22 protein-coding genes are annotated in these 22,871 nt (G+C 72.7%); 6 read left to right on the top strand and 16 right to left on the bottom strand.

From position 1 onward, the window contains the following. Positions 1-74: 74 nt before the first annotated feature. The 3 genes from HNR19_RS07335 to HNR19_RS07325 are packed head-to-tail and all read right to left on the bottom strand — an operon-like array spanning position 75 to position 3,653. Positions 75-818 (bottom strand): glycosyltransferase family A protein, encoded by a 744-nt coding sequence (locus tag HNR19_RS07335; RefSeq protein ID WP_179667300.1) that lies wholly within the window; start codon positions 816-818, stop codon positions 75-77. Further along, a complete protein-coding gene (locus HNR19_RS07330) occupies positions 815-2,725 on the bottom strand; it encodes a glycosyltransferase family 4 protein (RefSeq protein WP_179667299.1) in 1,911 nt (636 codons plus the stop codon). Before HNR19_RS07330 ends, HNR19_RS07335 begins: the two co-directional genes overlap by 4 nt. Beyond that, complete coding sequence (locus HNR19_RS07325) at positions 2,715-3,653, bottom strand: NAD-dependent epimerase/dehydratase family protein (RefSeq protein WP_179667298.1); 939 nt, start codon at positions 3,651-3,653, stop codon at positions 2,715-2,717. Before HNR19_RS07325 ends, HNR19_RS07330 begins: the two co-directional genes overlap by 11 nt. A 43-nt stretch (positions 3,654-3,696) precedes the next feature. On the opposite strand from HNR19_RS07325, the gene HNR19_RS07320 reads away from it, so the two are divergent. Genes HNR19_RS07320 through HNR19_RS07310 form a run of 3 tightly spaced genes read left to right on the top strand, consistent with a single transcriptional unit; the run spans position 3,697 to position 6,526 of the window. Beyond that, a complete protein-coding gene (locus HNR19_RS07320) occupies positions 3,697-4,743 on the top strand; it encodes a hypothetical protein (RefSeq protein WP_179667297.1) in 1,047 nt (348 codons plus the stop codon). After that, positions 4,740-5,822, top strand: a complete 1,083-nt coding sequence (locus HNR19_RS07315) for a hypothetical protein (RefSeq protein WP_179667296.1) — start codon at positions 4,740-4,742, stop codon at positions 5,820-5,822. The genes HNR19_RS07320 and HNR19_RS07315 overlap by 4 nt, the downstream gene beginning before the upstream one ends. Beyond that, positions 5,819-6,526, top strand: a complete 708-nt coding sequence (locus tag HNR19_RS07310) for a sulfotransferase family 2 domain-containing protein (RefSeq protein ID WP_179667295.1) — start codon at positions 5,819-5,821, stop codon at positions 6,524-6,526. The genes HNR19_RS07315 and HNR19_RS07310 overlap by 4 nt, the downstream gene beginning before the upstream one ends. Positions 6,527-6,567: 41 nt before the next feature. Here HNR19_RS07310 and smc read toward each other — a convergent pair whose 3' ends face one another. From smc to HNR19_RS07255, 11 genes are all read right to left on the bottom strand, one after another. Further along, on the bottom strand, positions 6,568-10,128 hold the full coding sequence (gene smc, locus HNR19_RS07305; RefSeq protein WP_179667294.1) for a chromosome segregation protein SMC: 3,561 nt from the start codon (positions 10,126-10,128) through the stop codon (positions 6,568-6,570). Between the two features lie 117 nt (positions 10,129-10,245). Further along, complete coding sequence (locus tag HNR19_RS07300) at positions 10,246-11,499, bottom strand: MFS transporter (protein WP_179667293.1); 1,254 nt, start codon at positions 11,497-11,499, stop codon at positions 10,246-10,248. A 65-nt stretch (positions 11,500-11,564) separates the two neighbouring features. Next, complete coding sequence (locus tag HNR19_RS07295; RefSeq protein WP_179667292.1) at positions 11,565-11,759, bottom strand: hypothetical protein; 195 nt, start codon at positions 11,757-11,759, stop codon at positions 11,565-11,567. Positions 11,760-11,893: 134 nt separating this feature from the next. After that, complete coding sequence (gene mutM / locus HNR19_RS07290) at positions 11,894-12,763, bottom strand: bifunctional DNA-formamidopyrimidine glycosylase/DNA-(apurinic or apyrimidinic site) lyase (RefSeq protein WP_179667291.1); 870 nt, start codon at positions 12,761-12,763, stop codon at positions 11,894-11,896. Positions 12,764-12,770: 7 nt separating this feature from the next. Further along, on the bottom strand, positions 12,771-13,484 hold the full coding sequence (gene rnc / locus HNR19_RS07285) for a ribonuclease III (RefSeq protein ID WP_179670151.1): 714 nt from the start codon (positions 13,482-13,484) through the stop codon (positions 12,771-12,773). A gap of 22 nt (positions 13,485-13,506) precedes the next feature. Continuing rightward, on the bottom strand, positions 13,507-13,692 hold the full coding sequence (rpmF, locus tag HNR19_RS07280; protein ID WP_179670150.1) for a 50S ribosomal protein L32: 186 nt from the start codon (positions 13,690-13,692) through the stop codon (positions 13,507-13,509). A 28-nt stretch (positions 13,693-13,720) separates the two neighbouring features. Beyond that, positions 13,721-14,293, bottom strand: coding sequence for a YceD family protein (locus HNR19_RS07275; RefSeq protein ID WP_179667290.1), 573 nt, complete (start codon positions 14,291-14,293; stop codon positions 13,721-13,723). 81 nt (positions 14,294-14,374) lie between these two features. Next, positions 14,375-14,848: a pantetheine-phosphate adenylyltransferase gene (gene coaD / locus HNR19_RS07270; RefSeq protein WP_179667289.1), complete on the bottom strand. Its 474-nt coding sequence runs from the start codon at positions 14,846-14,848 to the stop codon at positions 14,375-14,377. Between the two features lie 10 nt (positions 14,849-14,858). Beyond that, positions 14,859-15,440, bottom strand: coding sequence for a 16S rRNA (guanine(966)-N(2))-methyltransferase RsmD (rsmD, locus tag HNR19_RS07265; RefSeq protein ID WP_179667288.1), 582 nt, complete (start codon positions 15,438-15,440; stop codon positions 14,859-14,861). A gap of 7 nt (positions 15,441-15,447) precedes the next feature. Then, positions 15,448-17,688, bottom strand: a complete 2,241-nt coding sequence (locus HNR19_RS07260) for a DEAD/DEAH box helicase (protein WP_179667287.1) — start codon at positions 17,686-17,688, stop codon at positions 15,448-15,450. A 28-nt stretch (positions 17,689-17,716) separates the two neighbouring features. Then, a complete protein-coding gene (locus HNR19_RS07255) occupies positions 17,717-19,423 on the bottom strand; it encodes a DAK2 domain-containing protein (RefSeq protein WP_179667286.1) in 1,707 nt (568 codons plus the stop codon). Between the two features lie 129 nt (positions 19,424-19,552). On the opposite strand from HNR19_RS07255, the gene rpmB reads away from it, so the two are divergent. Continuing rightward, positions 19,553-19,738, top strand: a complete 186-nt coding sequence (gene rpmB, locus HNR19_RS07250; protein ID WP_179667285.1) for a 50S ribosomal protein L28 — start codon at positions 19,553-19,555, stop codon at positions 19,736-19,738. A 110-nt stretch (positions 19,739-19,848) separates the two neighbouring features. On the opposite strand, the gene HNR19_RS07245 is transcribed toward rpmB, so the two are convergent. Further along, a complete protein-coding gene (locus HNR19_RS07245; RefSeq protein WP_179667284.1) occupies positions 19,849-20,838 on the bottom strand; it encodes a thiamine-phosphate kinase in 990 nt (329 codons plus the stop codon). A 95-nt stretch (positions 20,839-20,933) separates the two neighbouring features. Between HNR19_RS07245 and HNR19_RS07240 the strand changes: the two genes are divergently transcribed. Together HNR19_RS07240 and HNR19_RS07235 are read left to right on the top strand one after the other, a co-directional pair. Continuing rightward, complete coding sequence (locus HNR19_RS07240) at positions 20,934-21,170, top strand: Lrp/AsnC family transcriptional regulator (protein ID WP_179667283.1); 237 nt, start codon at positions 20,934-20,936, stop codon at positions 21,168-21,170. Between the two features lie 27 nt (positions 21,171-21,197). Beyond that, positions 21,198-21,710, top strand: a complete 513-nt coding sequence (locus tag HNR19_RS07235; RefSeq protein ID WP_179667282.1) for a DUF3515 family protein — start codon at positions 21,198-21,200, stop codon at positions 21,708-21,710. Between the two features lie 20 nt (positions 21,711-21,730). On the opposite strand, the gene HNR19_RS07230 is transcribed toward HNR19_RS07235, so the two are convergent. Continuing rightward, entirely contained in the window at positions 21,731-22,855 is a 1,125-nt protein-coding gene (locus HNR19_RS07230) for a D-alanine--D-alanine ligase family protein (protein WP_179667281.1), read from the bottom strand. Between the last annotated feature and the right edge of the window lie 16 nt (positions 22,856-22,871).

The raw sequence follows: 22,871 nt of genomic DNA, 5'->3' as shown, positions 1-22,871 counted from the left end.
GTCTGTGGGCCGAGTCGGCTGGTGATCACCAGCCGACTCGGCCTCATTTTTGCGTGAAGACGCGCCGACTCGGGCTATCTCGGCAGGTCGCGGACGCGGTCTATCGCCATGCCGGGCAGGGCGCGGATGACCGACCTCCGGCTGCTGCTCGCGGTGACGAGCGAGCTGTCACGGCGCCGCTTGAAGATGATCGTGTCGGGCACGACGACGTGCTTCCAGCCGGCCGTCATCGACTCGACGGCGAACGTCCAGTCCTCGAAGGCCAGCCCGTTGGCGAGGTCGTTGAGCCGGTAGGGCACCTCGAGGTAGGCCTCGCGCGGCGCGAGGCACAGCGCGTCGTAGAAGTTGCGCACGTAGAGGTAGTGGGGCGTGAAGAGCGGGTCGTCCTGGGCGATGTTGACCAGCACCGTCGAGGCCGCGTCGAAGATGATGTTGAGCTCGGGGTGGGCGATGACCCGCTCGCTGCCCTCGGCGGCGGCGTCGAGCGCGGCGACGCCGGCCACCAGCCAGTTCTCGCTGAAGAGGTCGTCGGCGTCGAGGAACGCCACGTGGCGGCCCCGGGTGTCGGGCAGCACCGCGTTGCGGACCTTGCCGAGGTCGCGGACGTCGTACTCCCGGCGCTGCCAGGCGTCGAAGCGCGGCTGGTGGAAATAGCGCCGCGTGGTCTCGGACGGCGCGTCGAGCGAGACGACCTGCTCGACGACCAGGCCGCTCTCCCGGGCCGCGGCGATCGCGGCCTCGGCGGAGCGCATGGTCGGGCCGCAGACGGCGGACTCGTCGTGGGCGGTCACGACGACCGTCACGTCGGGCGCGCTCATCGCTCCCCCTCGGCGTCGGGCTGCTCGGTGAGCAGCAGCGACGCCACGTGCTCGGTGAACGCCTCGTGGGTGCGCTGCGCCAGCAGCCGCTCGCGCACCGCGTCGGCGCGACGCTTGGCCTCGGCGGGGTCCGCGAGGACCTCGCGGATCGCGGCGACGTACGCCTCGGCACCGGCGTCCGCCGGGAGCACCCAGCAGTCCTCCTCGTCGAGCACCTCGTCGGTGCCGCCCACGAGGGTGCCGACGATCGGGACACCCATCATCCCCACCTCGAGCAGCAGGCTCGGGACGCCGTCCCAGGCGGAGGTGTAGAGCCAGGCGTCGGCCTCGCCGAGGTCGAGGTCGGTGATGTGCGCGTAGGTGCCGGGAGCCTGCACGTTGTCCGGCCGCTCCAGCACGATCCCCACACCGTCGATCACCGCGCCGCCGTACATCACGAAGTCGACGTCGGGCATGAGCCGCGCGATCTCGAACGCGAGGTCGACGCGCTTCTGCCGGTCCCAGCGACCGGCCCAGAAGACCTTCGGCCGGCGGCCCGGCGACGGCTCGGGCCGCGCGGCCACGGGCAGGGACGCATCCACCGGCGCCCTGAACACGTGCACCTTCGCCAGCGCGGTGTCGTCGACGAGGTACTGCTGCTGGAACCACTCGACCAACGCCCGGCTGTCGGTGATCATCCCGGTCGCGAGGTCGAGGTTGCGGTAGAACTGCTTGAGGGGATGGCCCTTCCAGTTGCCCCGCATCATCTGCTCGTTGCAGAAGAACACGAAGAAGAGCCGCTCCGTGGCCTGCAGGGCCCGCCCGTACGTGGCCATCGAGCTGTAGAGCAGGGGCGAGTTGATGCCGACGACGGCGTCGGCGTGGAAGCTGCGGATCAGCTCGACCAGCGCACGCTGCCGTTGCGCCGGCTCGATCAGCTCCTCCCCCGGGCTCTCGTCGGGGCCGTTGGTCAGCAGCCGCGAGAGGTCGACCTCGCGGACGCCCGCGGGAAACCGGCCGGGCGGTGAGTCGCCGCCCTGCTCGGTGTAGATCACCACGATCTCGGCCGGGTCGATCCTGCGAGCGAGCGCGTGGGCGATGTGGCCCTCCATCCGGCGGCCGCCGCCCCACCGCGGATCGCCGATCACCATCACCAGCCGGGCCCGCTGGAAGCCTGCCTGCTCCTGCGCGTCCGCCACGGCGGCGATCACCCGTGCCACGTCATCGTTGACGAACGGCTGGATCTTCGGGCTCGTCGCTTCCTTCCACGCGTCGCCCAGCAGCGGCTCGACCTCGACCGCCTTCGCGAGCATCTCCCCGAGCGTGCCGGTGCGGAACCGCTCGCGCAGGTCGGCGCGCTTCGCGGCGAGGAGCTCGACGACCTCGTGGGGCTCCCTGCCGAGCGCGGGCGCCAGCAGCTCGATGCCGGGCGCCGGGTCGGCGATCTCCCCGGCGTCCTTGCCCTCGCGCAGCCACTGGAGGTACGGCGCGGCGCCGCTGCCGGCGCGGTGCGGGTAGCGGGCGAGGTAGCGCTCCATGGAGAAGCCGGGCTCGGGCTCCCGGCCGTAGGCAGCGCCGTGGTTGACGAAGTGTCGGACCGGGTCGGCCTTGGGATGGGCGAACACCATCGGCGCCTGGCTGAGGTAGTGGAGCACGTCCATGTGCTCGCGCACCAGCACCCATTCGGGATCGGTCCACTGCTGGATGCTGGTCAGGGCCCGCGCCACCCGCTCGTCGACGAGCGGGCCGAAGTGGGTGTGCTCCACGGGCACCTCGGGGAGCTCGGTCAGCGGGATCGGGGCGTGCTCCTGCTCCTCCGGCGCCGTGGCCTTGTCGCCCTGCGTGGGCCGGGCGCCCGCTGCCTGCGCCCCTGCCTCGCGAGCTCCCGGGCGGCGTCGCAGACGGCGCCGCAGGCCGTCACCGGGCAAGAGTCGGGTCCTCGGCCGCGCGCAGGAACCACTCCCAGGTGACCTTGAGGCCTTCGGAGAGCGGCGTGGTCGGGTTGTAGCCGAACGCGGCGCGCGCCTTGTCGATCTGGCACCAGGTGTTGCGCACCTCGCCCGCACGGAAGTCCTCGTAGACGACCTCCAGGTCGCGCCCGGTGGCCTCGCGCATCCCGTCGATCAGGCTGTTGAGGGAGGTCGGCATGCCGCTGCCGAGCTGGTGCGGCCCCGTGACGTCGGACTCGACGGCCGCACGGATCGCCTCCACGAGGTCGCCGACGTAGAGGTAGTCGCGGGTCTGCGACCCGTCGCCGTAGACCACGAGCGGATCGCCGGCGAGCACGCGCTTGTAGAAGTGGGCGACGACGGAGCCCTTGTGGAACGACCGGGGCCCGTAGATGTTCGAGAAGCGGAGCGCGCACCCGCTGACGCCGTACGACTCGGAGAACGCGCTGAGGTAGCCCTCCATCATCAGCTTCGACGCGCCGTACGGCGACGTCGGGCGCGGCGACATCTCCTCGTGCACCGGGGGCGGCACCTCGCCCATGATCGCCCCACCCGTCGACGCCGCGACCACCCGGCCGACGCCGTTCTCGCGGCACGCCTGGAGGAGGTTGAACGTGCCGATCACGTTGTTGTCGAAGTTGTGGGCCGGGTCCTCGATGCTGTCCATCACCCGGGTGTCGGCGGCGAGGTGGACGACGGCGTCCTGGCCCGCCAGCGCTGCGCGCACCTGCCCGGCGTCGCGGAGGTCACCGGGGACGAACGCGACCTTGTCGAGGTCGAGGTGCCTGCGGTCCCCCAGCGACTCGTTGTCGAACACGGTCACCCGGTAGGTCCCGAGGCCGGCGAGGTAGTCCGCGAGATGACGTCCGACGAAGCCGGCGCCGCCGGTGATGAGCAGGTTCTTCATGGCGCTCCACACCCTAACCGCTGGGTTCGTTAGTCTCTTGATCGTGTCCCGCCCCGGTCTCGTGCTCCACATCGGGACGGGCAAGACCGGCACCTCGTCGATCCAGCAGTTCCTGCGGATCAACCGTCCCCGCCTGGCGCGCCGAGCGATCCTCTACCCGCACGCGCCCGGCAGGGCCCGCCACACCCAGCTCGGGTTCTTCGTCAAGACCGAGGCGGAGCTCGCGCGCATCGTCGAGTGGACTCGAGCGGGCCACGGGGACCTCGACGCGTTCCGGGCGGACTTCGAGCGCCGCCTGACGACCGAGATCTCCGAGGCCGCGCCCAAGCGGGTGATCATGTCCGACGAGGCGCTCTACAGCCTCTCCGACGAGGCCCTCCTGCGACTCAGGTCGCTCGCCGAGCGGATCGCCGACCGGGTGCGGGTCATCGTCTACCTGCGCCGGCAGGACGATCACCTCGTCAGTCGCTACCAACAAGCGGTGAAGACCGGCGCCACCGAGACGCTCGCGGAGTTCGCGCGCCTCGACCACACCCCCACCTACGACTACGCAGCCCGGCTCACGACGTGGCAACAGGTCGTGCGGCCCGACCAGCTCGTCGTCCGCCGCTTCGAGCCGTCGCGGTTCGGCGCGGGCGGCCTCTACCAGGACTTCCTCGACGCGGCGGCGATCAAGGCTCCCCTCGATCGCTTCAAGCCGGTGGAGTCGCAGAACGAGAGCCTCGACGCCGAGGCCGTCGAGCTGTTGCGGATCCTCAACCTCTACCGCGTCGAGCACGAGGGCGCGGTGGCCGGAGTGATCAACAACCGGCCGCTCTTCACGCGCCTGGGGGCCGACGGCCCGACGCTCACGCTCGCTGACGACGAGTTCACGAGGTTCATGGGCCAGTGGACGGCGACCAACCGGCAGGTCGCCGCGACGTACTTCGCCGGGGACGAGCTCTTCGGGCCGCGCCGGGCGTCCCGGTCGACGACGACCGACCAGCGCCTCGACCCGGCGCGGCTCGACCACTACTTCGAGCTGCTCGAGATCCCTGCCGAGCAGCAGGCCGCCGTCCGTGCGATCGCGGAGCGGGAAGCCGCACGATGAGCGCCGGCGGCACGCTGGTGGACCTGGTGCTGCACGTGGGCATGAACAAGGCCGGCAGCACCTCGATCCAGCACTTCCTCCGAGGCAACGAGACCGCCCTCGCGGCCGGCGGGTGGCTCTACCCGCGGACTCCCGGCAAGGTGCGCCACGTGCGTGTCGGCTTCTACGTGAAGTCCGATGCCGAGCTCGCACGGACCGGGGCCTGGGTCACCGGCGACTACCCGGACCCTGACGTCTTCCGGGCGCGGTTCCCGCGGCGGCTCGCAGCCGAGCTGCACGAGTCCGGTCAGCCACGGGCCATCCTGTCGGAGGAGTACCTCTGGCATGCCGGCCGGCTCCCGGCCGTCCGGGAGCTGGTCGCGCCCTTCGCGCGCAGCACCCGGGTCGTGGTCTACCTGCGGCGCCAGGACGATCACCTGATCAGCGCCTACCAGCAGAGCGTCCGCGGTGGCGACACCCAGCGCATCGACTCGTTCGCCGCCGCCCGCGCGCGCTCGGCCCACTACGACTATGGGTCCCGGCTGACCGCGTGGCAGCGCGACGTGGCGCCCGATGCGCTCGTCGTCAGGCGGTTCGGTCCGGCGCACTTCGCCGGCGGTTCGCTCTACCAGGACTTCCTCGACGCCGCCGAGATCGACGTCCCGGCCACGTCCCTCGAGATCCCCCCGCGACGCAACGAGAGCCTCGACGCCGAGGCGGTGGAGTTCCTGCGGGTCTACAACCTGCACCGGATCGAGAACGAAGGCGTGAGGCCCGCGCAGATCCGCAACGGTCGCCTGTCGCAGCGCCTCGCGGAGTCGGCCGACCGGGGACCGACGCTCACTCTCGCGCCGCAGCACCTGGACGCGATCATGGCGCGCTTCGCCGACTCCAACCGCCACGTGGCGCGGCACTGGCTCGGCGAGACCGGCGAGCTGTTTCCTCCCTCCCGGGAGACCGCCGGCACCACGACGGTTCAGCGACTCGACCCCGAGCGCCTCGACCACTACCTCGCCGAGCTGGAGATCCCGGAGTCACAGCACGCTGCCCTGCGCCGGATCGCCGAGCGGGAGGCGTCGCTCGGTACTCTGAACCGGTGACCGAACAGCTGGCCCTGCCCGACCTCGAGGCCTTCTGGGTCACGCGCGGCGCCCTGGCCCGCCACGTCCTGGCCGTGCCGGAGCTCGGCTGCGTCTACGTGAAGAACCCGAAGGCGGGCTGCTCGACGATGACGCTGTGGCTCGACCGCGCCTACACCGGCGACCACGACTTCCTCCCGGAGCGCGTGCACAAGGACAACCGGCTGCCCAAGCCCCGCGACATCGGGTGGCGCAAGGTGGTGCGGATGCTGGACGGCGCGGCCTACAGGTTCAGCTTCGTCCGCGACCCGCTCGCGCGCGCCCGGTCGACCTGGTACGCCAAGTTCGTCCTCCAGAAGCGCGAGTGGGGCCCGCGGCTCCAACCCGTCCTCGGACTCGAGGTCGACCCCGACACCCCGCTGACGTTCGAGCAGTTCGTGTCCGCGCTGGAGCTGCAGGACCCGCTCAGCGAGATGGATCCCCATTGGCGGCCGCAGCACCTCAACCTGATGCACGGGGCGGTCACCTACGACCACATCGGGCGACTGGAGCGGTTCGACGCCGACTTCGCCCTCATCCGGGAGCAGGCCGGCCTCCCGGACGTCCCGGTCTTCATCCCCAACTCCCGCAAGTCCGGCCAGCCCGATCCCTACGACGGGCGTCCCGACCTGGTGCGCCGGGTGGAGGCGATCTACGCCCGCGACCTCGAGCTCTACGGGTACTGATCGTCCGGCCGGACCGGGGCTCCGCCGGTCCCGCGCGCTCCTCAGGCCGGCTCGGACTCCCGCAGCCGCTGGCTGATCACCGTCGAGACGCCGTCGCCCCGCATCGTGACGCCGTACAGCGCGTCGCCGACCTCCATGGTCCGCTTCTGGTGGGTGATGACGAGCAGCTGGGAGTTCTCGCGCAGCTCCTCGTAGATCTCCAGCAGCCGGCCCAGGTTGGTGTCGTCGAGAGCTGCCTCGACCTCGTCGAGGATGTAGAACGGCGACGGCCTTGCCTTGAACAGCGCCACCAGGAACGCGACGGCCACCAGGGACCGCTCGCCACCCGACAGCAGGGAGAGCCGCTTGACCTTCTTGCCCGGCGGCCGGGCCTCGACCTCGACGCCGGTGGTCAGCATGTCGGACGGGTCGGTGAGCACCAGGCGGCCCTCGCCCCCGGGGAACAGTCGCTTGAAGACGTGGTCGAACGCGGCCTCGACGTCACGGTAGGCCTCGGTGAACACCTGCTCGACGCGGGTGTCGACGTCCTTGACGATGTCGAGGAGGTCCTTGCGGGTGGCGCGAAGGTCCTCGAGCTGCTCGGTGAGGAACTTGTGGCGCTCCTCCATCGCGGTGAACTCCTCGAGCGCGAGCGGGTTGACCTTGCCGAGCTCGCGCAGCGCGCGCTCGGCGGCCTTGAGCCGCTTGAGCTGCTCCTCGCGGTCGAACGCCTTGGTCTCCGGCTCGGCGGTCTCGTCGCCCTCGGCGGCGGGGTCCTTCGCGACCGGAACCAGCTGGTCGGGGCCGTACTCCTCGACCAGCGAGTCGGCCTCGAGACCGAGCTCCTCGAGCGCGCGACCCTCGATCTGCTCGATGCGCATCTTCTGCTGGGTGCGCGCCATCTCGTCGCGGTGGACGGAGTTGACGAGCTCCTCGTGCTCCTTGGCGAGCTCGCGCAGCTGGGCGCGGACCGCACGCAGCTGGTCCTCGCGACCGCGGCGCGACTGCTCGACCGCCTCACGCTCGGCGCGGGCGGCCTCGATCGAGACCTCGAGACGCTGGATGACGTACGCCGCCGCCTGGGCGACCGCCTGGCCGGCGCGGCCCTCCCGCAGCAGCCGCTCGCGGCGCTCGGCGGCGCGGACGCGGGCCGCGCGCTCGGCCTGGGCGGCCTTGCGGATCTGGTCGACCCGGCCGTGCAGCGACCGGCCCCGCTCCTCGGAGGTACGCAGCGCGAGCCGGGCCTCCATCTCCGCCTGGCGGGCGGCCTTCGTCTCCTCGGCGAGACGCTCCCGCTCGGCCGTGTCGGGCTCCTCCTCGCCGGCGTCCTCCGCGGAGGCGAGCCGCTCCTCGAGCTCCGCGAGCCCGCTCAGCGCCTGCTCGCGCGCGGCCTGGGCCTGCGTGATCGCCTCGCTGACCCGCTCCGCCTCGGCGCGCGCCGCGCGGGCGAGCGAGCCGTACTGACCGAGCTCCTCGGCGACGGCGGCCAGGGTGGCGTCCGACTCGTGCAGCTTGGCGAGGGCGACGTCGGCACGCTGCTGGGCCTCGGCGCGCTCCGACTCGACCCGCGCCAGGTCGAACGAGAGCCGCTCGCTGGCGGACACGGCCTCGGCGAGGGCCGCCGTCGCCTCGTCGACGGCGGCCTGCACCTCGATCAGGCTCTGCTGGTGGCCGGAGCCGCCGGCGGCGAAGTGCTGGCCGAGCAGGTCTCCCTCGCGGGTGACCGCGACGACGTCGGGCAGGTCGGCGACCAGCCTCCGGGCGGCCGCCAGGTCGTCGGTCACGACGGTCTTGTGCAGCAGCCGGGTGAGGGCCGGGCGGAGGTCGTCGGGGCACTCGAGCACGTCGACGGCGTACGTCGCCGCGCCGGGCAGCTGCGGCCAGCCGGACCGGTCGACCGTGCCGCCCCCGAGCAGGAGGCCGGCGCGGCCGAGGTCGTCGGCCTTGAGGTGGCTGATCGCCTCGACGGCGACGTCGGCGTCGGTGACCGCGACCGCGTCGGCAGCGGCGCCGAGCGCGCTGGCGACGGCGGCCTCGTAGCCGGAGCGCACGGTGACCAGGGCCGCGACCGAGCCGAGCAGGCCGGAGACCGTGTCGCTCGCGGCGAGCAGCGCGCCGGCGCCGTCCTTGCGGGACAGGCCGATCTCGAGCGCCTCCTTGCGCGCGGCGAGCGCGGACTTGTCGCGGTCGGCCTGCTGGGCCTCCTCGCGGAGCTTGGTGAGGCGCTCGTCGAGGTCGTCGAGCGCGGCGCTGGCGGCCTCGTGCTCGGCGTCGAGGCCCTCCTCGCCGGCGTCGAGCCCGGCCACCCGGGTCTCGAGTGCGGTGAAGTCCTTCTGGGCGCGGTCGGCGCGGGCGAGGGCGTCGGTGCGGGTCGTCTCGAGGCGGCCGATCTCCTCCTCGGCAGCGGTCGCCCGTGAGCGCAGCGCGTTGACCTGGCCGTGCAGCCGGGCGAGGCCCTCGCGGCGGTCGGCGGCGGCGCGCAGCAGCGCCTGGACGCGCCGCTCCTCCGCGGCCGCGGCCTCCTCGGCGGCGCGGCGGGCGGCGACGGCGGCCTCGAGCGCGGTCTGCTGCTCGGCGACGAGGGCCTGGATCTCCTGCTCCTGCTCGTGGAGCCGCTCGGCCTCGGCGTCGAGCTCGTCGGGATCGCGGCCCTGCTGGTCCTCGGCCTCCGCGACACCGGCCGCGTTGCGCACCCGCTCGGCGGCGAGCGACTGGGTGCCGCGCAGCCGCTCGCGGAGGGCGCCGAGCGACGACAGGGACTCCTGGGCCTTCGAGAGCGCGGGCAGGTCCTCGCGGAGGGCCTCCTCGAGCGCGGCCTCCTGCTCGCGGGCGGCGGCGACCGCGGTCTCGACCTGCTCGCGCCGGGCGACGAGCAGGCTCTCGTCGGCGAGCTCCTGCTCGAGGGCGGTGCGCGCGGTCACCAGGTCGTCGGCAAGGATCCGCGCGCGGGCGTCGCGCACGTCGGCCTGCACGGTGGCCGCGCGCCGGGCCACCTCGGCCTGCCGGCCCAGCGGCTTGAGCTGCCGGCGGATCTCGCTCAGCAGGTCGTTGAGGCGGGTCAGGTTGCCCTCGGTGGAGTCGAGCTTGCGGAGCGCCTTCTCCTTGCGCTTGCGGTGCTTGAGGACGCCGGCTGCCTCCTCGATGAAGCCGCGCCGGTCCTCCGGGGTGGCGTGCAGGATCGTGTCGAGCTGGCCCTGGCCGACGATCACGTGCATCTCGCGGCCGATGCCGGAGTCGCTCAGCAGCTCCTGCACGTCGAGCAGGCGGCACGAGGTGCCGTTGATGGCGTACTCGGAGCCGCCGGTGCGGAACATCGTCCGGCTGATCGTGACCTCGGAGTACTCGATCGGCAGCGCGCCGTCGGAGTTGTCGATGGTCAGCAGGACCTCTGCGCGACCGAGGGGCGGGCGGCCCGACGTACCGGCGAAGATGACGTCGTCCATCTTGCCGCCGCGCAGGCTCTTGGCGCTGGCCTCGCCCATGACCCAGGCGAGGGCGTCGACGACGTTGGACTTGCCGGAGCCGTTGGGGCCCACGATGCAGGTGATGCCGGGCTCGAGCTGCAGCGTGGTCGAGGATGCGAAGGACTTGAACCCCTTGAGGGTCAGGCTCTTCAGATACACGCGGGCTCCCCTTGCTGGACGACGGTCGGTGGTGCGGCGGCGCGGACGCGAACGCCCCATCCTGCCGTGCCGGCGGACGCGGGCGGTCGCGGGGGAAGCGTGACCGCGTTCAGGTTACTAGGGGACGGCGTCCGACTCGCGCACCTCGTCGTCGGCGTGGGCGATGTGGGCGAGCTGGCGCCACACCAGCGCCAGCAGCACGGCGGAGCCGACGAAGCCGACCCAGAAGGGCGCCGTGACGCCCCAGACGTCGGCGAGCACCCCGCCGAGCCCGCTGCCGACCACCATCCCGCCGAAGACGCCCACGGCGTAGACCGCCCCGACCCGCCCCTGGAGCTCCATCGGGACGGCGCGCTGCCGCACGGCCTGCGACAGCGTGCCCCACACGAACGCGTAGGCGCCGAACCCGAACATGATCGCCAGCGCGACCCAGGGGACGGTGGTCACCGCGAACCCGAGGTGCATCACCACCTCGAGGAGGAGGCACACCCGCATCAGGGTGGCGAGCGGAACGCGGCGCTCGAGCCAGCCGTAGAACGGCGTCGTGACCAGGCCGCCGACGGCTGCGGCGGTCGTCAGCAGCCCGTAGCCGACGGCGCCCATGTCCAGCACCTCGAGGGAGTAGAGAACGAGGACGGCCCACGAGGCCGACCAGGTGATGTTGAACGAGAAGATCACCAGCGCGAGCGTGCGCACCGGCGGGTGGCCGAGCAGCCACTTCACGCCCTCGACGATGTCGCGCCGCACGTGCGTGCCCTCCGCGTCCCGCACCGGCCCCGCGGGGAGCCGGATCCGCGCCATCAGCACCGCCCCGAGGAGGGCGCACCCGATCTGGGCGCCGAACGGCACCGCGAGTCCGACTCCGAAGAGCAGCGCACCGATCGGGGCCCCGGCGATCTGGTTGAGCGTGATGAAGCCGAACTGGAGCCGGGCGTAGCCGGTGCCGAGGTCGGCCTTGCCGACCAGCATCGGCATCAGGGTGCCCGACGCGCTGTCGGCGAACACCTCGGCGACGCCGACGAGGAACAGGGTGGCGAGCACGACCGTGATGTCGACCCATCCGGTGACGATCGTCGCGCAGAGCAGCGCGAGCACCGCGATCCGGGCGAGGTCGGCGACGATGACGAGGCGCTTCCGGTCGACCCGGTCGGCGATCGCGCCGGCGTGCAGGCCGAAGAGCAGCCAGGGCAGCCGTTGCAGCAGGACGGCGAGCGACACGAGGAACGGGTCGCGGGTCTGCGAGGCCACGAGCAGCGGCCCGGCGGCGAGGGCGATGCCGTCGCCGAGGTTGGAGATCCAGCTGGAGCCGACCAGCCAGCGGTAGCCGACGCCGAGTCGAGCGGGAAGGATCAGCTCGAGGACGCGGCGCACCGGAGAAAACTACGGCGCGCGTGAATGCTCGGCCACCCGATTTACGGATGCCCGTGAGGGGCCTGTCAGGCCGGCTGCATCTCCTGGTCGTCGGCCAGGATGGAGGCGGCCCGAGTCGCCATCAGCTTGTCGTTCTCCTCGCTGAGACGGAGGACGAGAGACTCCAGCTCGGCCACCCGGTTGCGCAGTCGAGCGTTCTCGACGGCGAGCCGGGGGTCGCGCAGGTCGCTGTTCAGGTGACCGATCAGCGCCTTGGCCATGAAGGTGTACCTTCCGGTTCGAATCCTGCTCTGTTCCCGCCCGCCACCCCGCGGGTGGCGCTTGGGTTGGGGGGAAGAGGGCCCGTCCTCGACTGGAGGGCCGTCTCCAAGAGTCGCACTTCACACGCGCTGGGTCAAACTCTGCGGACCCGCGGGACCGGTTGGCACCTCGGGCAGAAGTACGACGACCGGTTCATGAACGCGATCCGCCTGATCGGGGTGCCGCACCGGTCGCAGGGCTGGTCCTCGCGACCGTAGGCGTGGAGGGAGCGGTCGAAGTAGCCGGACTCGCCGTTGACGTTGACGTAGAGCGCGTCGAACGACGTCCCGCCCTGGACCAGCGCGGCGGCCATGACCTCGCGCGCGTGGCCGAGCAGCTCCGTGACCTGCTTCCGGGTGAGCCGCTCCCCCGGCCGGTCGCCGTGGACCCGGGCGCGCCACAGCGCCTCGTCGGCGTAGATGTTGCCGACGCCGGAGATCAGCCCCTGGTCGAGCAGCAGCCGCTTCACGCCGGCCGAGCGGCGCCGTACCCGCTGGACGAAGAGGTCGTCGTCGAACTCCGGGTCGAGCGGGTCGCGGGCGATGTGCGCGATCTCGGAGGGCAGCCCGGCCCCGCCGGCGGAGACCAGCAGGCCGCCGAACATCCGCTGGTCGACGAACCGGAGCTCCGCGGGGCGGCCTCCTCGACCACCGAAATCGAGCGCGAACCGGACGCGCAGGTGGCGCTCGACGGGGGCGCCGGCCGGCTGGACGAGCATCTGGCCGCTCATGCCGAGGTGGCCCAGCAGCGCGTCGCCGTTGTCGAGCGGGAGCCAGAGGTACTTGCCGCGCCGCCGGGCGCCGGTGACGGTGCGCCCGGTGAGCGCGGCGGCGAAGCCGGACGGGCCGCGCGGGTCGCGGCGCACCGGCCGCTCGTGGAGGACCTCGACCGCAGTGATCGTGGCGCCGACGACGTGGCGCTCGAGGCCGAGGCGGACGACCTCGACCTCGGGGAGCTCGGGCACGGTGGCGCTAGGCCGGCTGGCCGAGGTCGGCGACGATCTCGCCGTAGGCCGTCTCCGCGGCGCCCTGCTCGGCCTCCTTCTTGGAACGGCCGTTGCCGTTGCCGTAGAGGCGACCGCCGACGCGGACCTGCGCGGTGAAGGTCTTCTGGTGGTCGGGCCCGTCGTCCTCGATGACGTACTCGGGGACGCCGAGTCCGCGCTCGGCCGCGAGCTCCTGGAGGGACGTCTTCCAGTCGAGGCCGGCGCCCATCGCGGAGGCCGACTCGATGAGCGGGTCGAACAGGCGGTGGACGACGACCGAGGAGACCTCGATGCCGCCGCTGAGGTGGACCGCGCCGATCACCGCCTCGACGGTGTCGGACAGGATCGACGCCTTCTCGCGCCCGCCGGTGGCCTCCTCGCCGCGGCCGAGCTTGATGTACTGCCCGAGGTCGAGCTCGCGGGCCACGCCGGCGAGCGCGCGGGCGTTGACGACCGCCGCACGGAGCTTCGCGAGCCGGCCCTCGGGGAGGTCCGGGTGCATGCGGTAGAGCGTCTCGGTGACGACGACGCCGAGCACCGAGTCGCCCAGGAACTCCAGGCGCTCGTTGGTCGGGAGGCCGCCGTTCTCGTAGGCGTACGACCGGTGCGTCAGCGCGCGGTCGAGCAGCTCGGGGTCGAGCTCAGGCTCGCCGAGCGCACGACGCAGCTCGCCGTACACCGTGTCGGTGTGAGCAGTGATGCCGCTGCTCCGACCGTGAGGGTCAGAGAACCTGACGGCGGTCGGCGCGGGCGCCGTACTGGCCGCAGGTGCCGCAGGCGCGGTGCGGGATGTGCTTGGCGTCGCAGGCCGGGTTGGCGCAGTCGACCAGGGTGGGGGCGACGGCCTTCCACTGCGAGCGGCGGTGCCGCGTGTTGCTGCGCGACATCTTGCGCTTCGGGACTGCCACGGTTGTCTCCTCGGATCTTCGGTGCCGGTCAGGGCTCGGTTTGTTCGGGCTGCTGCGTGTCGTCGGCCAGCTTGCTGAGCGCCGCCCACCGCGGGTCGATCGCAGCCTCGTGCGCATGGTCGGGGTCGTCGGCCAGTCGTGCCCCGCACTCGGGGCACAGGCCGGGACAGTCCGGCATGCACAGCGGCTGGAACGGCAGTGCGAGCACCACCGCGTCCCGCAGCAGAGGCTCCAGGTCGACCAGGTCGTCCCGCAGCATGCTGACCTCGTCGTCCTCCTCCGCCCCCTCGGAGTCACGGATGTCGTCGTAGACGAACAGCTCCTGGAGCTCCACCTCGACGTCGTCTCGGATCGGCTCCAGGCACCGTGCGCACTCACCCTCGAGCCCGGCCTTCGCCGTACCCGTGACGAGCACGCCCTCCATGACCGCCTCCAGCCGCAGGTCGAGCTCGACCGGCGATCCTTCGGGGACAGTGAGAACTTCGATGCCCAGATCTGCTGGTGCCGGGACCGTGAGCGTCACTTGACGCTGGGACCCCGGGCGGCGCCCGAGCTCGCGAGTGTCGAGCACGAGCGGCGCTCTCGGGTCCAGGCTGGTCACGTGATCACTCCTGGTCCAAGCACAAACAGATCGGATCAATGCTAGTCGGGCGTGACAGATGGGGCAAAACGCGGTCGGCGGTCACGCCAGGCGCTCCGTCAGCCGCTCCAGCACGGCCGGCGGCACCAACCCGGACACGTCTCCCCCGAGGGAGGCGACCTCCTTGACCAGGCTCGACGACACGTAGCCCAGCGAGGCGGTGGTCGGCACGAACACCGTCTCCACGCCGGTGAGGTGGGCGTTCATCTGCGCCATCGGCAGCTCGTACTCGTAGTCGTTGCCGCCGCGCAGACCCTTGACGATCGCCTGGGCCCCGATCTCCCGGCAGAAGTCCACGATCAGGCCGGTGAAGCCCATCACCTTGACGTTCGGCAGGTCAGCGCAGGCCTCCTCGAGCATCTCGAGCCGCTCCTGGGGGTCGAACATCCGGTTCTTCGACATGTTGGTGCCGGTGGCCACGACGAGCTCGTCGAAGAGCGCCGCGGTGCGCCGGAAGATGTCGAGGTGACCGTTGGTCACCGGGTCGAAGGAGCCGGGACACACCGCGCGCGTCATGGCCGGAACGTTAGTGGTCGTCCGGTGTCGTGGCGAACCACAGGGTGGTCTCGCCGTACTTCTTGCGGCCCTTCTTGCCGGGCAGCGGCTCGAGGCCGGCCGGCCAGGCGGGCTCCGGGCTGCGCGAGCCGCGCTCGACGACGACCAGCGCGTCGTCGGCGAGCCAGCCGTTGGCCGCCAGGAGCGCGAGGTCGCCGGCGAGGGCCGTGTCCGTGAGCGGGTAGGGCGGGTCGCTGAAGACCAGGTCGTACGGCGCCGCCGGCCGCTCGGCGAGCACGGCACTGACCGAGCGGCTCCGGACGTCGGCCGCGTCGCAGCCGATCGCGCGCGCGTTGGCGCGCACCAGGTCGGCGGTGCGCCGGTCGGACTCGACGAGGGTCACGTGGCCCGCCCCGCGCGACCACGCCTCGAGGCCGATGGCGCCGCTGCCGGCGTACAGGTCGAGGAACCGGAGGTCGTGGAACGAGCCGGCCCAGACGTCGAGCGCCGAGAACAGCGCCTCGCGCACCCGGTCGGAGGTGGGCCGGGTCTGGTCGCCCTTCGGGGTCTGCAGGCGGCGGCCGCCGGCGACACCGCCGATGATGCGGGTCATCGGGCCCTCACGACTTGTCCACGAACTCGGCCTGCTGCGAGCGCTCGAGCTCGGCGACGGCGTCGGCGAGGAGGGGTGCGTCGCCGAGAGCGGGATCGGCGTCGAGCAGCTTCTCCGCCGCGTCGCGGGCGGCGACGATCGTGTCCTCGTCGCGGAGCACCCGCAGCTTCTCGAGGCTGGACCGGCGGCCGGCTTGGGACGCGCCGAGCACGTCGCCCTCGCGCCGCTGCTCGAGGTCGATGCGGCTCAGCAGGAAGCCGTCGGTGGTCGAGGCGACGGCGTCGAGCCGCTCCCGGGCCGGGGTGCCGGGCTCGGCGCGGGTCACGAGCAGGCACAGGCCGTGCAGCCCGCCGCGGCCGACCCGGCCGCGCAGCTGGTGGAGCTGCGAGACGCCGAACCGGTCGGCGTCGAGGATCACCATCGTGGTGGCGTTGGGCACGTCGACGCCGACCTCGATCACGGTCGTCGAGACGAGGACGTCGAGCTCGCGTCGCGTGAACGCCCGCATCGTGGCGTCTTTCTCGTCGGCCGGCAGCCGGCCGTGGAGCCGGCCGATCCGGAGGCCGTCGAGCGGGCCGGCGGCGAGCCGCTCGACGACCTCCTCGACCGCGGCGGCCCCGGGAGCCGGGGCGATCGGGTTGCCGTCCTCGTCGAGGTCGACGACCTCGGTCTCGCCCGCCTCGGCCTCGTCGCCGGAGATGCGTGGGCACACGACGTAGACCTGGTGGCCCTTGCCGACCTCCTCGCGCACCCGCTGCCAGGCGCGGTCGAGCCAGGCCGGCTGCTCGGCGAGCGGCACCACCGTGCTCTGGATCGGCGCGCGGCCCGCGGGCAGCTCGCGCAGGGTGGAGGTCTCGAGATCGCCGAACACCGTCATCGCGACCGTGCGCGGGATCGGCGTCGCGGTCATCACCAGCACGTGCGGTGGCGTGCGCGCCTTGTCGGCGAGCGCGGCACGCTGCTCGACGCCGAAGCGGTGCTGCTCGTCGACGACGACGAGCCCGAGGTCGGCGAACTCCACCTGCTCCTGGAGCAGCGCGTGGGTGCCGATCACGATGCCGGCCTCGCCGGTGACGATGTTGAGCAGCGGCTCGGTGCGCTGGGTCTTGGTCATCGAGCCGGTGAGCAGCTCGACCCGGGTCGCGTGCTCCGGGGCGCCGAGCACCCCGCCCTCCGCGAGGTCGCCGAGCATCGTCACGATCGACCGGTAGTGCTGCTGGGCGAGCACCTCGGTCGGCGCGAGCAGCGCGGCCTGCCCGCCGGAGTCGACCACCCGCAGCATCGCCCGGAGCGCGACGAGCGTCTTGCCGGAGCCGACCTCGCCCTGGAGCAGCCGGTTCATCGGGTGGGCCTGCGCCAGGTCGTGCTCGACCTGCGCCCCGACCTCGACCTGCCCGGCGGTGAGCTCGAAGGGCAGCCGGGCGTCGAACGCGGCGAGCGCTCCCCCGCCGCCGGTGCGTGGGGTCGCGCCCTGCGCGCGCAGCGCCCGGCGGCGCCGTCCGAGCACGAGCTGGGTGACCAGGGCCTCCTCGAACCGGAAGCGGTGGAGCGCCCGGTCGACCTGGTCGCGGTCGTCGGGCGCGTGCACCCAGGCGTAGGCGGTCGAGATGTCGAGCACGTCGTAGGCGTCGCGCACGGAGGCGGGCAGCACCTCGGGGACCTCGCCCATCACGTCGCGGGCGAACCGCACCGCGCGCTGGACGTCCCAGGTCTCCACGCCCTTGGTCAGCGGGTAGATCGGGTAGAGGTCGCCGATCTCCTCGATCATCTCGGCGACGTCGTTCTCGCCCTCCGCGGCGTCGGACAGGCCGAAGATCGTCATCGCCGGGTTGGTGAGCTGCCACTCGTTGCGGAACCGGTCGGCCTTGCCGAGGAAGACTCCGCGGCGGCCGACCGCGACCCGGTTGGCCTGCCAGCGGGCGGTCCGCTCGTGCTTGGCGAAGAACGTCATCCGCAGCGGCGGGCCGTCTGTGCGCAGCGTCGCCTCGACCCGGTGTGCCGGTCGGCCCGTGCGCCGGTCCTTGTAGGTCTTGATCTCGCACTGGGAGATCTCGCCGATCACGCACAGCATCTGGCCGACGTGGAGGTTGTCGACCCGGCTCAGCCGGCCCGTCTCGAGGTAGCGGCGCGGGAAGTGGCGCAGCAGGTCGCCGACCGTGCGCAGGCCGAGGCCCTCCTCGAACTTCTTGCGCTTGGCGGGGGGCGCGCCGCCCAGCACGGAGACGAGCGGCGACTCGAGGGTGATCACAGACTTGGTTGCTCCCGGTGCGGCGTACTCACTCGACGGACAGGAGCAGCGGGTAGCGCTCCTGCCCCCCGTCGTACACCACGACGTCGACACCGGGGTGCATCTCCTCCACCCACGCCGACACGTGGTCGGCGATCTCGCCGTTCTCGCGGCCGCGGACCAGCGTGACCAGCTCGCCACCGGCCGCCAGCAGCCGCTCCACGACGACCACGGCGACGCGCGCGAGGTCGCTGCCCACCACCGCGAAGTCACCGGCGATCACCCCGAGGGCGTCGCCCACCTCGCAGGGTCCGGCCGTCGTCATCGCCGTCCGCGCGGCGGTCGTGACGGCGCCGTGGCGCACGTGCCGCGCGGTCGCGGTCATCTCGGTCACGTCGCTGTCGAACGCGCGGCCCGGCTCGTGGACCGCCAGCGCGGCCAGGCCCTGGACCTGCGCCTGGGTCGGGATCACGGCGACGCGCAGGCCGGGATGGTCGACCTCAGCGGTGCTCGCGGCCATCCGCGCCGTACGAACCGTGTCCTCGTCGTTGGGCAGTACGACGACCTCGCTCGCGCCGCAGCGGGTGATCGCGGCGAGCAGCTCACCGGCGGAGGCGCGTCGTCCCGGCGCGCCCTCGACCACCTCGGCCCCCGCCTCGGCGAACAGCTCTGCCAGGCCCGGCCCGGCGGCGACCGCGACCACCCGGCGCGGCCCGGCCAGGACGGCCGGGGCCGGTCGCTCGCCGGCCCGCGCCGCCGTCTGCGCGGCCACCTGCTGCACGAAGTGGGTCACCCGGATCCGGTGCGGCCGGCCGACCTCGAGGGCCGCCTCGATCGCGCCCCCGACGTCGTCGGTGTGGACGTGGACGTTCCACAGCCCCTCGCCGCCGACCACCACCACGCTGTCGCCGAGCTCGGCCAGCCGGGCCCGGACCCGCGGGATCTCGCCGTCGGGGCTGTCGAGGAGGTACATGACCTCGTAGGCGGGGCCGTCGGCGCTCAGGTCGCCCGCGCCGTCGTGCGGGAGGTGCGGCACCGGGATCGCGTGGCTGCCGAGCGGGGCGGTCACCGGGACCGGCCGGTGGCCAGTCAGCACCGTCTCGGCCGCGTCGAGGATCACACAGATGCCGCGGCCGCCGGCGTCGACGACGCCGGCGCGGGCGAGCACGTCGAGTTGCTCGGGCGTGTGGCCGAGGGCCTCACGCGCTGCCGCCGCCGCGGTGGTGAAGACGTCGCGGGAGCGGACCGCCGGATCCTTTGCGGCCGTGCGGGCCGCCTCGCTCGCCGCGCGCAGCACGGTGAGCATCGTGCCCTCGACCGGCTCGCCGACCGCGGCATAGCTCGCCTCGGTGGCCTGGTGGAGGGCCTCGGCCATCACCTCGGCGTTGCGGTCGCCGGGCGTCGCAGCGCCGATGCGTCGGGCGATCGCGCCGAGCATCTCGCTGAGGATCACCCCGGAGTTGCCGCGGGCGCCGAGCAGCGCGCCCCGGGCCAACGCCGCCAGCGCGGCCTCGCGCCCCTCGTCCTGCGCCTCGCGGATCGCGTCGCGCGCCGCGGCGATCGTCAGGTACATGTTGGTGCCGGTGTCGCCGTCGGGCACCGGGTAGACGTTGAGGGCGTCGATCTCCTCGCGCGCGTCACCGAGGGCGTCGACGGCGATGTCCACGAACCGGAGGACGCTCTCGAGGGCGATGCCGCCCACGGCGCCGCCCGACGGGCTCCCCGCCGACGTGCGCTCCTCCGTCCCGTCGTCCATCCTGCTGAGAGTAGTGGGCGGCGGAGGTCCCCGCGGATTTCAGCCGCGAGGCGGTCGTCGGCTAATCTGTTCCGGTTGCCCGAAGCCGGGCACCCCTGACTTGAGACCGTTCCAACCCAAGGAGTCACCGTGGCTGCCGTGTGCGACATCTGCGCCAAGAAGCCGGCCTTCGGCAACAACCGGCCGTGGTCGCGCAAGATCACCAAGCGCCGCTTCAACCCCAACATCCAGCGTGTGCGCGCTGTCGTCAACGGCACCCCGAAGCGCATGAACGTCTGCACCGGCTGCCTGAAGTCCGGCAAGGTCACCCGCTGACCCGACGAACCGGCACGGTTGGTTGAACGAACCGTCAACGCCGCTCGGCCTCTGGCCCGGGCGGCGTTGCCAATTGCCGGCTCGACCGACCAACCGTGGCGGTTCGTCGGCTAGAAGTGCGTCCACCCGGTCGGTCCTTCGTACGCCGCGCCGTCGACGATGACCGTGGGACCGTCGGCGCCCGGCTCGCGGACGATGCCGACCGCGCGCCAGCCGTCCGGGAGGGCGACGTCGGCGGGGAACGTCGCGAGCAGGCAGTGGTCGTCGCCCCCGCCGAGGATCAGCCCGAGCGGGTCGGAGTTGGTCGCGGCGGCGACGGCCTGGAGCGGCTCGGGCACCTCGAACGCCGCGGTGTCGACGTCGATCACGACACCGGAGGCGCGGGCGACGTGGAGCGCGTCGGCGAGCAGCCCGTCGGAGACGTCGATCATCGAGGTGGCGCCCGCGTCGGCGGCGGCCGGCCCGGCGTCGTACGGCGGCTCCGGCCTGCGATACGCGTCGACCAGGACCCGCGGGGACCGGAAGCCGCGGCCCAGCACGGCGAGCCCGCCGGCGGCCCAGCCCTGGCGGCCGGCGAGCGCGACGACGTCGCCGGGACGCGCGCCGGAGCGCAGCACGGGCGACACGGTGCAGCCGCCGAGGACGGTGACGCTGATGACGACCTGGTCGGCGCTGGTGAGGTCGCCTCCGACCAGGCCAGCGCCCACCGACGCGCACTCCTCGGCGAACCCGCGGGTGAAGTCGAGCGCCCACTGGGCCGGGAGGTCCTTCGGCGCCGCGAGGCCGACGGTCAGCCAGGTGGCCCGGCCGCCCATCGCGTTGATGTCGGACAGGTTCTGGGCCGCGGCGCGGTGGCCCACGTCGACGGCGTCCACCCACTCCCGCCGGAAGTGCCGGCCCTCGACCATCACGTCGGTCGAGACCACGACGTGCCCGTTGCGCACCCGCAGCACCGCCGCGTCGTCGCCCGGACCGACCAGCACCTGCTCCCCCGGAGCCAGCCGCGCGACCAGCTCGTCGATCCGGCTGATCAGGCCGAACTCGCCGATGTCGGCGAGGGTCTGGTCACGAAGCGCGGGGTCGGGCGCGGGGTCAGCCATGGGCCCATCCCACCAGAACGCGCGGACTCGTGACATCGGCGGGGGTGACGGTAGGTTGGTGCGTCGAACCAGCCGACCGAGCCGAGGAGCGACCAATGGTGGTGCAGGCCTACATCCTGATCCAGACCGACGTGGGCAAGGCCGCCGAGGTCGCCAAGGCGATCGCCAAGATCAAGGGTGTGACCCTCGCCGAGGACGTGACCGGCCCCTACGACGTCATCGTGCGCGCCGAGGCCCGCAACGTCGACGAGCTCGGCAAGCTGGTGGTGTCGAAGGTGCAGAACCTCGACGGCATCACGCGCACGCTCACGTGCCCCGTCGTTCACATCTGAGAACAAGAGATTCGTAGCGTCAGCGGGGTGGGGCGCGCAGCGGAGCGGAGTGAGCGAAGCGAGCGTAGCTGCGCGGGCGCGCTCGTCGCGCTCCTCCTCGTCCTCCTCACCGCCTGCGGCAATCCCCCACAGATCAACTCTCCCGACCTCTCGGAGGCGGACGCCGAGGCCTGCGCGGAGTTCGTCGACGCCCTGCCGGAGACCCTGTCCGGCCTCGACCGCGTCGAGGTCGAGCCTGCCGATGCTCCCGGCGCGGCGTACGGCGACCCGGCGATCGTGATCACCTGCGGCGTCGGCGAGCCCGCCGGGTTCGCGAAGGGCGCCCCGTGCGAGTCCGTGGCCGGCATCGACTGGTTCGTCCCGGCGGAGACGTACGGCGACGAGCCCGTCGACGTGGTGATGACCAGCGCGTGGAGCCGCCCGCGCGTGCGGGTCGAGATCCCCGACGACCACTGGCCCGAGGCCACCGCCGCCGCGACCGGCGTACTCAGCCCGATCGTGAAGGAGACGCTGGAGAGCGTCGGCCGCTGCGACTTCTGAGCCCTGCTCTCCGGCGGCCGTCAGCGCAGCCCGGTCCCCCGCTGCAGCGCCAGCCCGACCAGGCGGTCGACGAGCGCGCCGTACTCCAGCCCGGTGGCGGCCCACATCCGCGGGAACATCGACAGCGGCGTGAACCCGGGCATCGTGTTGAGCTCGTTGACCACCAGGGAGCCGTCGGGCATCACGAAGAAGTCGACGCGGGCGAGGCCCTCGCAGCCGACCGCGCGGAAGGCATCGGCCGACAGGGCGCGCATCCGGGCGGTCGTCTCCTCGTCGAGGACGGCCGGCACGTCGAGCTCGGTCGCCTCCTCGGGGACGTACTTGGCCTCGAAGTCGTAGAACTCGTGGTCGCCGGTGATCCGGATCTCCGCGGGGACGCTGGTCTCGACGTCGCCGTCGAGCGTCTCGAGCACGCCGCACTCGATCTCGCGGGCGCCCTCGGCCGAGACCTCGATCAGCACCTTCGGGTCGTGGGCGAGCGCGCCCTCGATCGCGTCGGCGAGCTCGCCGGCGTCGTGCGCTTTGGCGATGCCGATGCTGGACCCGCCGCGGGCGGGCTTGACGAAGAGCGGGTAGCCCAGCCGGTCGCAGCGCTCGCGCACCGCGAGCTCGTCGCGCTCCCACTCCCGCGCGGTGGTGGTGGTGCTCGGCATCACCGGCAGGCCGGCGGCGGCGAGGACGACCTTCATGTAGGCCTTGTCCATGCTGACGGCCGAGGCGAGCACCCCGGCGCCGACGTAGCGGACGCCCGCCATCTCGAGCAGCCCCTGGAGGGTGCCGTCCTCGCCCCAGGGGCCGTGGAGCAGCGGGAAGACCACGTCGACGTCACCGAGCTCGCGCGGCGGTGCGGACGGCTCGCTGACGACCAGGCCGGCGCCGGACGCCGTACGGCCGAGGGCGACCGGTGGTCGGGCGCCATCGACCGAGGGCAGCTCGTCGGCGCCCTTGAGCTGCAGCCGCTCGACGTCGCCGGACTCGAGCACCCACCTGCCGTCGGTGGCGATGCCGATCGGGATCACCTCGTAGCGGTCGGGATCCAGCGCTTGGAGCACGCTCCCCGCGGTCACGCACGAGATGGCGTGCTCACTGGAGCGGCCGCCGAAGACGACAGCGACACGGATCCGACGGTCGGTAGCGGCGTTCATCGGCGTTGACCCTACC

The organism is Nocardioides thalensis (assembly GCF_013410655.1).
Classification (GTDB): domain Bacteria; phylum Actinomycetota; class Actinomycetes; order Propionibacteriales; family Nocardioidaceae; genus Nocardioides; species Nocardioides thalensis.
Note: the sequence above shows the minus strand (reverse complement) of the source record. Positions and strands in the feature narration are given on the sequence as shown.

Excerpts from the sequence above, each read along its gene's own strand:
- HNR19_RS07335 (WP_179667300.1), bottom strand. The coding sequence starts at position 818 with ATGAGCGCGCCCGACGTGACGGTCGTCGTGACCGCCCACGACGAGTCC.
- HNR19_RS07325 (WP_179667298.1), bottom strand. The coding sequence starts at position 3,653 with ATGAAGAACCTGCTCATCACCGGCGGCGCCGGCTTCGTCGGACGTCAT.
- HNR19_RS07315 (WP_179667296.1), top strand. The coding sequence starts at position 4,740 with ATGAGCGCCGGCGGCACGCTGGTGGACCTGGTGCTGCACGTGGGCATG.
- HNR19_RS07295 (WP_179667292.1), bottom strand. The coding sequence starts at position 11,759 with ATGGCCAAGGCGCTGATCGGTCACCTGAACAGCGACCTGCGCGACCCC.
- coaD (WP_179667289.1), bottom strand. The coding sequence starts at position 14,848 with ATGACGCGCGCGGTGTGTCCCGGCTCCTTCGACCCGGTGACCAACGGT.
- rsmD (WP_179667288.1), bottom strand. The coding sequence starts at position 15,440 with ATGACCCGCATCATCGGCGGTGTCGCCGGCGGCCGCCGCCTGCAGACC.
- HNR19_RS07255 (WP_179667286.1), bottom strand. The coding sequence starts at position 19,423 with ATGGACGACGGGACGGAGGAGCGCACGTCGGCGGGGAGCCCGTCGGGC.
- HNR19_RS07245 (WP_179667284.1), bottom strand. The coding sequence starts at position 20,838 with ATGGCTGACCCCGCGCCCGACCCCGCGCTTCGTGACCAGACCCTCGCC.
- HNR19_RS07240 (WP_179667283.1), top strand. The coding sequence starts at position 20,934 with ATGGTGGTGCAGGCCTACATCCTGATCCAGACCGACGTGGGCAAGGCC.
- HNR19_RS07230 (WP_179667281.1), bottom strand. The coding sequence starts at position 22,855 with ATGAACGCCGCTACCGACCGTCGGATCCGTGTCGCTGTCGTCTTCGGC.